This is a genomic window from Ensifer sp. ZNC0028 (assembly GCF_000799055.1).
Lineage (GTDB): Bacteria > Pseudomonadota > Alphaproteobacteria > Rhizobiales > Rhizobiaceae > Ensifer.
Window position 1 is genome coordinate 1 of sequence record NZ_JTLA01000156.1, and the last position, 9,736, is coordinate 9,736.

Genomic DNA, 9,736 nt, shown 5'->3' on the forward strand with positions numbered 1-9,736 from the left:
CCGCCGCATCGAGAAATTCGACGCGGCAGAGGCGACCAAGCGACGGCCGCTCATCACCGCCGGCGACGTGGCGCAGATAAAGCGCCCGCTCGCCGTCGCGGCCCGGCACCCGCATCATCGAGAGCGTCAGGAACCGGCCCCTGCGGCTGAAGGGGACATACTCGATATCGAACAGCATGCCCTTATCCCTTCACCGACGAGCCGACCGCGCCATCCATGATGTAGCGCTGGGCGACGAAGAAGAGCGCGAGCGGCGGCAGGCAGAGGATCACCGTGATCGCGGCGATCGAGGTCACGTCCACCTCGTGCAGGCCCTTGAACATCGAAAGCCCGAGGGTCAGCGTGTATTTCGACTGGTCGTTGAGGAAGATCAATGGGCCGAGATAGTCGTTCCAGGCGTTCATGAAGTGGAAGGTGCCGACCAGCACCAGCGCCGGCATCATCAGCGGCAGATGGATGCGCCAGTAGATGTCGAAGGCGTTAGCGCCGTCCATGCGCGCGGCTTCGTCGATCTCCATGGGCACGGTCATGATGTACTGGCGCAAAAGGAACACGAAGAAGGCGTCGGCGAAATAGGCCGGCACGATCAGCGGCTTCAGCGTGTTGATCCAGCCGAGCAGGTTGAACTCCATGTAGAGCGGGATCATCTTCACGTCCCACGGGATCATCATCGTCGCGAGCAACAGGATGAACAGCGGGTCGCGGCCCGGGAAGCGGAAACGGGCAAAGCCATAGGCAACCAGCGACGAGGAGATCAGCTGACCGATCGTCGAGAGCACCACCACGATCAGCGAATTGGTGAGGTAGGTGCCAAAGGGCTGCTTGTTCCAGGCGGCGGCGAAATTCTCCCAGTGCCATTCGGAGGGCCAGAAGACCGGCGGGAACTGGTAGAGTTCGGCCGAGCTTTTGATCGCCGTCATGAAGGTCCAGTAGAACGGCGCGATGAACAGCGCCGAGAGCAGGATGAGCGCGGAATAGAGCAGCGTCTTACGCATTGCGTTCTCCATCGTTCTCGCGGACTTCGCCTTCGTAATAGACCCAGGCGGCCGACCAGCGCATGACGCCGAGGCTGAGAAGCAGCACGATGATGAACATCACCCAGGAGCCGGCGGCGGCATAACCCATGTCGAAGTATTTGAAGGCGTTGTCGTAGATGTACATGGCGAAGAAATAGGTGGAGCCGAGCGGCCCGCCCTTGGTCAGGAGCAGCGCGATCGTCAACTGCTGGAAGGCGGAGATGATCGAGGTGATGAAGGTGAAGAGCAGCATCGGCCCGAGCATCGGCAGGGTGATGAACACCATCTGCGCCCAGCCGGGAACGCCCGAAACGGTTGCCGCTTCATAGAGTTCCTTCGGGATGGCTTTCAGGCCTGTCAGAAGGATCAGCATGGTGCCGCCAAGCCCCCAGAGGCTGGCGATGATGATCGCGACGATCGCCAGGTTCGGATCGCCGAGCCAGTTTGGCCCGTCGATGCCGATGAAGGACAGCATGAAGTTCAAAAGGCCGTATTCCCGGCTGTAGATCCAGCTCCAGATCGTCACCAGTGCGACGCCGGAAATGACGCTCGGCAGGTAAAAGGCGGTGCGGAAGAAGCCGCTGGCAAAAGTGATGTGATGCAGCATCAGCGCCAGCAGGAACGACATGACGATGTTGAACGGCACGTAGATCGCCGCAAACTTCACCGTGATCCAGAGGCTCTCCCAGAACTGCGGGTCCTCGAACAGCATGGAACGGTAGTTCTCGAGCCCGACGAAGGTGCGCTCGCCGACGACAGGCCAGTCGTAGAAGCTCATCGTCAAGGAAAAGACGAGCGGGCCGAGCGTGAAGAACAGGAACCCGAGGATCCACGGGGAGATGAACAGATAGGGCGCTGCATAGCGCGCGATGGCGGAGCGCTTGCGCCTTGCCACCTGAGGCTCTGCACCGGCATAGGTCATATCCATCTCCCCGTACTCCCTTTTCTTACTTGATCAGTCGCTTCGAGCGGGCGACCGCCTCGTCGAGATGCTGCTTGGCATTGCCCTGGTCGATCATCGTCGCCTCGATGGCGCGGGCGAGATTGTCCTGGACCTTGCCCCAGTTGGCGTTCTTCAGGAACGCGTGGGTCTCGGTGTTGGAGGTCGCGAGGATATCGAAGAACGGCTTGTAGATCGGGTCCTTGGTCATGCCCTTTTCTTCCGCGACGCTGGTGCGCACCGGCAGGTCGTTGATGCGCATGGCGACGGCTTCGGGCGACGAGAAGAACTTGACGAATTCCCAGGCGAGGTCCGGATGGGCCGCATCCTTGGCGATCGAGATCGCCGAAACGCCGAGTGCGGAATGGGCGGTCTTTTCGCCAAACTTCGGCAGCGGCGCCACGCCATACTTGATGCCGGAGGCGTCGATGCCGGACTTCGACCACATGGCGCTCTGGAACATGGCGATCTTGCCGCCCTTGAAGAGCGTGCTGCCCGACGTGTCGTCGCCGAGGTTGAGCGTGATCGCTTCCTGCTTCTTGGCCATATCGCCGAACATGTCGAGCACCTCAGCGGCCGCATCGCTGTTCATGTAGCCGTCGATCTTTTTGCCGTCGTCGGAGATGTATTTGGTGCCGTTCGACCAGAGGAACTGCTCGAAGTCGTACGGGTCGGGCTTGGCGTCAACGGCAAAGCCGTAAACCTTGTTTGGCTCGTCACGGAACTTGGCGGCCTTGGCGCGCAGGTCGTCCCAGGTCCAGCCGTCCTTCGGCTCCTCGACGCCGGCCTTGGCGAACATGTCCTTGTTGTAGAACACAACTTGCGTGGTGAAGCCCGACGGCATGCCGTAGGTCTTGCCCTCGACACGAACCGTGTTCATCAGGCCCTTCGGGAAATCGTCCGGCTTGATCTCGGCTGCGTCCTTGGCGATCAGATCGTCGAGCGGCTTCAGCGAGGTGTAGTACTGCGGGAAATTCCACATATACATGACATCAGGCGGGTTGCCGGCGCCAAAGGCGGCGATCAGCTTCTGATCGTAGCCATCGGCATAGGGCTCCACCTGGACCTTCACGCCCGGGTGCTTTTCCTCGAATTTCTTGGCGATTTCCTGCTGGATCGCCAGGCTTTCGTCCGTGTCCCAGGTCGCAAAACGCAAGGTCTCTTCCGCGCGGGCCGTCGCGGTTCCGGCCATTGCCAGAACCATCAGCGAGCCGATGATCGACTTCCTGTTGAGCATGCTTCTCCTCCTCCTTCGGGTTACGCGACCCGCTTTGCCTTTTCCTGATTGATGAGCGCCTGCGTCTCTACGTCGAGACGCCGCGCAACCGCCTGGCCCTCGCCGTCGAACAGATGGCAATGCTCGGCCGGCAGACGCAGATGCACGCGCTCGCGGGCAGAAACCGGATGCGTGCCGCGCACGACCGCGGTCATGTCGCCGCCGTTCTGAAGGCTGATATGGACGTGGCTTTCGGTACCGAGGCGTTCGACCAGGCGGACGTCGCCCACAAGATGACCCTCTTCGGCCGAAACCAGCTCGATCTTGTCCGGACGAATGCCGAGCGTCACCGCCTTGGGCTTTGCGATCGGTGTGGCCGAGAGCATTTCGAGCGTGAGCGGATGGGCAAGACCGCCGCCGTTGAGCGTCACCGATGCATCGACCTGCCCGGTCACTTCGGTCTTGACGAAATTCATCCGCGGCGAACCGATGAAGCCGGCGACGAACAGGTTTGCCGGCTGGTAGAACAGTTCGAGCGGTGTGCCGAACTGGCTGACCTTGCCCTTGTCGAGCACGACAACCCGATCAGACAGCGTCATCGCCTCGACCTGGTCGTGGGTGACATAGATCATCGTCACGCCGAGCCGCTCGTGCAGCGCGGCCAACTCGACGCGCATGGTGACGCGCAAGCCCGCATCGAGGTTCGACAGCGGCTCGTCGAGCAGGAAGAGTTTCGGCTCGCGCACGATGGCGCGGCCGATCGCCACGCGCTGGCGCTGGCCGCCCGAGAGCTGGCGCGGCTTGCGGGCCAGCAGCTCCTTGATGCGCAAGATGTCGGCGGCGTTGTCGACACGCCGATCGATCTCGTCGCGCTTCATGCCGTTCAGCGCCAGACCGAAGGAGAGGTTCTTTCGCACGTTCATGTGCGGATAAAGCGCGTAGTTCTGGAAGACCATGGCAATGTCGCGCTTGGCCGAGGCGACATCGGTGATGTCGCGGTCGCCAAGACGGATCGAACCGCCATCCAACTCCTCAAGACCGGCGATCGAGCGCAGCAGCGTGCTCTTGCCACAGCCGGACGGACCGAGAAAGCAGACGAACTCGCCATCGGCGATATCGAGGTTGATACCCTTCAAGACTTCAAGCGAACCGAAGCCTTTGCGCAAATTGTCGATGCGGATCGCTGCCAACGGGCCCTCCCTGCCGGCGGAGCGCTGTAACGGTGACCAAAGGTCGGCGTTCAGCGACTAGTTAAACGTTTATATGCACGATAAAAACGTTTAACTTTGTTGTAAAGCGGAAAATCACTTCAGCCGGATTTTGCTGTTGAGGGCCACTGGCAATAGCAAAACGGCCGCCCGAAGGCGGCCGTTTTTGGTGTTTTATCTCAGACGCTTAGACGTCCGAGTGTCTCGTCGAGCGCATTGAGGAAGCGATCGCAATCCTCGACGCTGAAGGGCGCCGGCGGCTTCACCTTCAGCACATTGTGGTGCGGCCCCTCGCTGCTCAAGAGAATGCGGTGCTTGCGCTTCATCTCGGCGATGACGAAATCGAGCTCGCATGCGGCGGGCTCCAGCGTCTCGCGGTTGCGCACCAGCTCGATGCCGTTGAAGAGGCCATGGCCGCGGACATCGCCGATGATCGGATGTTTTGCTGCAAGCACCCGCGCGCCATCCATCAGCCTGTCGCCGACGACGCGGCAATGGTGCATCAGCCGCTCGTCGCGGATAACGTCGAGCACGGCGAGACCGATTTCCGCGGAAACCGGATTACCGCCGAAGGTGTTGAAATACTCCATGCCGTTGGCAAAGGACGCAGCGATTGCCTCCGTGGTGACGACGGCCGCCATGGGGTGGCCGTTGCCGATCGGCTTGCCCATGGTGACGATATCCGGCGTAACGCCCTGCAGTTCGTGCGCCCACATGTGGCTGCCGACGCGGCCGAAGCCGACCTGCACCTCGTCGGCAAGGCAGAGCCCTCCGGCGGCGCGCACATGCGCATAGGCTTCGCGCAGGTACCCGTCCGGCAGCGACAGCTGTCCGCCGGTGCCGAGAATGCCCTCGCTGAAAAACAGCGCCGGGCGACGGCCCTCCGCGGCGAGGGCTTCGATCTGGCTTCGCACGTCCTCGGCATACTTCCGGCCCGCATCGACATCGCCGTAGCGATAGCGCCCGCGGTAGAGGTCGGGCATCTCGGCGACCTTCACATGCGCCGCCTGGCCTTCCCCGCCCTTGCCGGCGAATTTGTAGGGGCTGACGTCGATGAGGCTCGACAGATGGCCGTGATAGGCGTGATCGACGGTGATGATATCGCGGTTGCCGGTATAGGCGCGCGCCAGCCGGATCGCGAGGTCGTTCGCCTCGCTGCCGGAATTGACGAAGAAGCAGACGTTCAGCGGATCCGGGAACTGGGCGGCGAGCCGGCGCGAATACTCGACCAGCGAATCGTGCAGATAACGCGAATTGGTGTTGAGTATTTGCATCTGCGCCTGCGCGGCCTTGACGACGCGCGGGTGGCAATGGCCGACGTGGCAGACATTGTTGACCATGTCGAGCCAGCGCGTGCCGTCCTCGTCGATCAGATGCGCACCTTCGCCGCCAACGATCTTCAAGGGGGTGGCGCTATAGGCGATGCTCAACGACCGGCCGATGCGGCGATGGCGTTCACGCACCAGAAACGCTTTGTCGCGCGGCACGATCACCGACACCGGAACCGAAAGGCCAAGCACGACGCTCGGATCCGGGCTCACCTCGCGCCAGACCTGCCATTGGTCGCCAACGCCGACGCCATGCATCTGTCCGCCAAGACCGAGATGATCGGTGACGACCTGGAAATGCAGATGCGGCGCCCAGTTGCCGTTTTCGGCAGCGGAACCGAAGGTGACAAAAACCTCGCCCTTGGCGATCGCCTGCCCATCGGTGAGCTTGGCAACGCTGTCGCGTGACAGGTGACCGTAAAGCGTCCAGAAGCGAACGCCGTTTTCGATCTCGTGCTCGAGAAGCACGGTCGGGCCGAAACCGTAGGCGACCGCGTCGTCGTGAATGAAGGCGACCTTGCCGGCAAAGGGCGCCGAGACCGGCTCGCCCGCCGGCGCGAAGATATCGACGCCGAGATGGACCGAGCGCCGCGCGCCCTCTATCGCCGTCTCGTAAGCGTCACCCTGATAGATGCCACGATCCTCGCCGTAAAGGCCGATGCCGAAGGCGGCGCCTTCGCTGCCGATCTGGGCCATGATACGGGCTTCGGCTTCCGCCGCGTCGAGGTTTGCCCATTGCGCGGCTTCAGATCCCGAGGCTGAGAAATCGAACACCGTCACCTTCGGCTTTTCGACCGAGGGCTGAACGATCGGCGCGAAGTCATGCGCGTTCTTTTCGAGCCAGCGAACGACGGCGGCGGCCTGCGGGATCGGTGCGAAACCGCAGGCGTCGCGGATGCGCGCGATGGCGATTGCGCGGTTCTCGCCCTGCAGGCGATTGAGTTCGCGCCAGACGTCCTCCTGGCTGACGAGCAGATAGGTATTTTCGGGATTGTCGCGGATCTGCTTTGCCGCCATGCACATGCTGACGGCGTAGCGGGTCACGACCAGATCGAAGACCAGTTCGATTTCCGTTTCGCTCAACGGATTGACCTGGTGGTAGGCACCGGCAAGGGCTGCGATCGTGCCGACAGGATCGGCAGTGCCGATCAGCGCATAGGCGGAAGCGACGGCGATCTCGATCACCCGCCAGGTCTCGACCATATCGCCGAAGTCGAGCAGACCGCTGACGGTTCCGTCCTTGTCGAGCAGCACGTTATAGTCGTTGGCGTCGTTGTGAATGACCTGCATCGGGCACGACGCCAGACGCGGAAGCACCGCCGCAGCAAAGCGGTCGAGGATCGCATCGACCGCTTCGCGCTTGTCGTCGCCGTCGATCAGTTCCACATGCTTGCGGTGCATGTCGGCGCGGCCGATGTCCCAGGCATAGAGCCGCTTGGCGCCGGCATGGGAAAAATCTTCGAGACTGCGATCAAGTCCGGCGAGCAGGCGCCCGAGACTTTCGGCGCTTGCCGTATCGCGCCGCGGCGCCTTCGCCCAGATATCGCCCGGCAGCCAGGAGAGAAGCCGTGCGGTGCGCGGACCCCGAAGTTCGACCCGGCTGGCGACACCGCCTGAACGATCACGAAACGCCCGCGAGACCGGCAAGCCCGATGCCTTGGCCGCGAGGTGTTCGAGCACAGCCACCTGCATGTCCAGTTCGTCCGCATCGCCGGCGGCGTGCAGCTTCAGCAGGTACTCCTGGCCATCGGCGGCGGAGACGCGATAGTTGAGATCGTGCTCGCCCGGTAGCGGCGACAGGCTCGCCTCGATGCCGTAGGTCTCGGTGAGCCAGGCCCGGATCGTCGCCAGTTCCTGCTCGGTTCTCAAATCTCTGTCTGCCATAGTCACTGTCCTGTCACCACGAAACCCGGCGCCCGTCATAGGCGCGGAAACTGCCGCTATCGACCAAGCCTGTGCTGTCGATGATCGCCTTCAACCCGGCCGCACTTTGAACCACCGAAACGACGGCGTCGCTGCCGCCCATGTCCGTCTGCACCCAGCCCGGATGCAGCGAAACGACGGAGATCCCGTCGCGCTCCAGATCCTGGGCAAGCTTGACCGTCGCCATGTTCAACGCCGCCTTGGAGCAGCGGTAGGCATAGTCGCCGTCGTCATCGTCGAGCGTGCCTTCGGCGAGCGACCCGGCGCGGCTGCTGATATTGGCGACGACAGTCTGTTTGCCGGCGCGCAGGTTCGCAAGCAGCGCCCGCGTCACCAAGAGCGGCGCCAGCGCATTCACCCGCATCACGTCGAGAAAGTCGCCCGGCTCAAGCGTCGCAAGGCCCCCGACATCGCCGCGCACGGCCGCGTTGTTGATCAGCAAGTCGATCGCGACGCCCTGTAGCGACCGCCCAAGGGCCTCGATTGACGCCGGATCGGCAACATCCAGCGCCAAGCGATCCGCCGAGCCTTCGCTCGAGATCGGCTCCCGCTGGCAGGCGATCACCCGCCAGCCGTCTTCGGCGTAGAGCCGCGCGAGCTCCGCGCCGAGGCCGCGCGAGGTGCCAGTGATCAGCACCGTGCGAGATTTAGCGGTGCTTGATGTCATATTTCCGCTCGACCATGTTGACGAGGCTTGCCGCAGCCAGCGTCAGGAAGATGTAGAAGATCGCCGCCGAGTTGTAGGGTGCAAACGGCAGGAAGCTTGCCGATTGGAACTCGCGCATGCGCTGGGTGATGTCGCGGATCGACAGGATCGACAAGAGCGACGTGTCCTTGAGGATCGCAATCAGTTCGTTGCCGAGCGGCGGGATGATGATGCGGAAGGCCTGCGGCAGCACGACGAGACGCGCCGTCTGCCAGCGGTTGAGACCGATGCTGCGCGCCGCCTCTATCTGGCCGACCGGGATCGCGTTGATGCCCGAGCGGAAGATTTCGGCGAGATAGGCCGAATAGGCGAGCGCCATGGCGACGATGCCGCGCATCAGGTTTGGCGGATCGAGCACGCCTTGTGTCGCGTCCTTGAGCGCCCCGCTTAAGGGCAGGCCAACATAGAGCACGATCACCAGCATGGGGATGCCGCGGATCGTATCGACGATGAACTCCGAGCCGATCGCCAGCGGGTGGCGCTGGTGCAAATAGCCGCCGAAAGTGAGTAGGCCAAGTATGATCGCAAGCACGGCGACGGTGACACCGGCGGCACGATCGCGATCGTTGAGCGCCTCGGTTTTCCAGAGGACGGGCATGTCGGCGGGCGCGGAAGCGGCCGGCAGCAGGGCACCTGAAACGCCTTCACCCTTGGCAATCGAGGCGAGCGCCTCGGCCGGGCCGACGAAGGTGCGCACCGGCGTTTCCGTCTGCGGCGCACCGTCATACTGGCCGAAGCGCACCGCGCTGATCAGGCCCGCCGGCGTGTTGGTGACGATGCCGACCTTGCCCTCAAGCGTGCCGGCGAGCACGTAGGTGTCGCGCGGCTGCATCAGGAACCAGCCGGCCGCAACCGCCAGCACAAGGGTGGCAATGGCAAAATAGAGGCTGGTTCTGACGGTCGAATGCAGTTGCAGCAGTCCGACCCAGACAAGGCCCATGAGCGCCGCCAGGATATAGGCTGCGATCGCGGCGCGGATGGTGGTCGCGACCCCGGCCGCAAAGGCGATATGGGCGAAGAAAAAGACGAAGACCAAACCGGCGCCATTGGTGAGACCCAGGATCCAGCGGGCGACGCGACGCGCCTTTCCGTCGGAAGGGGCATCTGGACGGCCGCTGACGAAATGAAGCCCGAGGCCAACCAGCGTGACGGCGAGATAGGCGGGGAACAGCCAGGCTTCGACGCCCTGCACCATCAGGTCCGCGGCTTCCGTCAACTGCCGGGGCGTCACGCCCTTGACGATCAGCGTCGACTTGAACGGATCGACGCCGTTGGCGACGACGGATGCGACGAAGGGGTGGATGTTGTGGCCGATGACGAGAACGGCGGCGGCAGCGAGATTGAGCAGCGCGGCAAAGTTCGCAAGCCGCGGGCGCGGCGCCTTGGCGCGCGAGAACAC

7 protein-coding genes and 1 pseudogene are annotated in these 9,736 nt (G+C 63.1%); all 8 read right to left on the reverse strand.

The window, feature by feature from the left end; translation table 11 throughout:
- Positions 1-178, reverse strand: a pseudogene (locus L981_RS36095) (glycoside hydrolase family 37); the annotation flags it as partial.
- A gap of 4 nt (positions 179-182) precedes the next feature.
- Complete coding sequence (locus L981_RS30520; protein WP_043625687.1) at positions 183-995, reverse strand: carbohydrate ABC transporter permease; 813 nt, start codon at positions 993-995, stop codon at positions 183-185.
- Positions 988-1,944 carry a carbohydrate ABC transporter permease gene (locus tag L981_RS30525; protein ID WP_043625690.1) on the reverse strand — a complete coding sequence of 319 codons (957 nt, stop codon included), beginning with the start codon at positions 1,942-1,944 and terminating at the stop codon, positions 988-990. The genes L981_RS30520 and L981_RS30525 overlap by 8 nt, the downstream gene beginning before the upstream one ends.
- 19 nt (positions 1,945-1,963) lie before the next feature.
- On the reverse strand, positions 1,964-3,193 hold the full coding sequence (locus tag L981_RS30530) for a sugar ABC transporter substrate-binding protein (protein WP_043625692.1): 1,230 nt from the start codon (positions 3,191-3,193) through the stop codon (positions 1,964-1,966).
- A gap of 20 nt (positions 3,194-3,213) precedes the next feature.
- Positions 3,214-4,362 (reverse strand): ABC transporter ATP-binding protein, encoded by a 1,149-nt coding sequence (locus L981_RS30535; RefSeq protein ID WP_043625695.1) that lies wholly within the window; start codon positions 4,360-4,362, stop codon positions 3,214-3,216.
- Positions 4,363-4,559: 197 nt separating this feature from the next.
- Positions 4,560-7,592: an aminotransferase class III-fold pyridoxal phosphate-dependent enzyme gene (locus tag L981_RS30540; RefSeq protein ID WP_052202110.1), complete on the reverse strand. Its 3,033-nt coding sequence runs from the start codon at positions 7,590-7,592 to the stop codon at positions 4,560-4,562.
- 13 nt (positions 7,593-7,605) lie between these two features.
- Positions 7,606-8,268, reverse strand: coding sequence for an SDR family oxidoreductase (locus L981_RS30545; RefSeq protein WP_043625698.1), 663 nt, complete (start codon positions 8,266-8,268; stop codon positions 7,606-7,608).
- 10 nt (positions 8,269-8,278) lie between these two features.
- Positions 8,279-9,736, reverse strand: a 1,458-nt coding sequence (locus L981_RS30550) for an amino acid ABC transporter permease (RefSeq protein WP_052202111.1), incomplete at its 5' end; no start/stop codon positions are given.

Bases quoted from the DNA above. Each gene is read 5' to 3' on its own strand.
- L981_RS30520 (WP_043625687.1), bottom strand. From the start codon at position 995: ATGCGTAAGACGCTGCTCTATTCCGCGCTCATCCTGCTCTCGGCGCTG.
- L981_RS30525 (WP_043625690.1), bottom strand. From the start codon at position 1,944: ATGGATATGACCTATGCCGGTGCAGAGCCTCAGGTGGCAAGGCGCAAG.
- L981_RS30540 (WP_052202110.1), bottom strand. From the start codon at position 7,592: ATGGCAGACAGAGATTTGAGAACCGAGCAGGAACTGGCGACGATCCGG.
- L981_RS30530 (WP_043625692.1), bottom strand. From the start codon at position 3,193: ATGCTCAACAGGAAGTCGATCATCGGCTCGCTGATGGTTCTGGCAATG.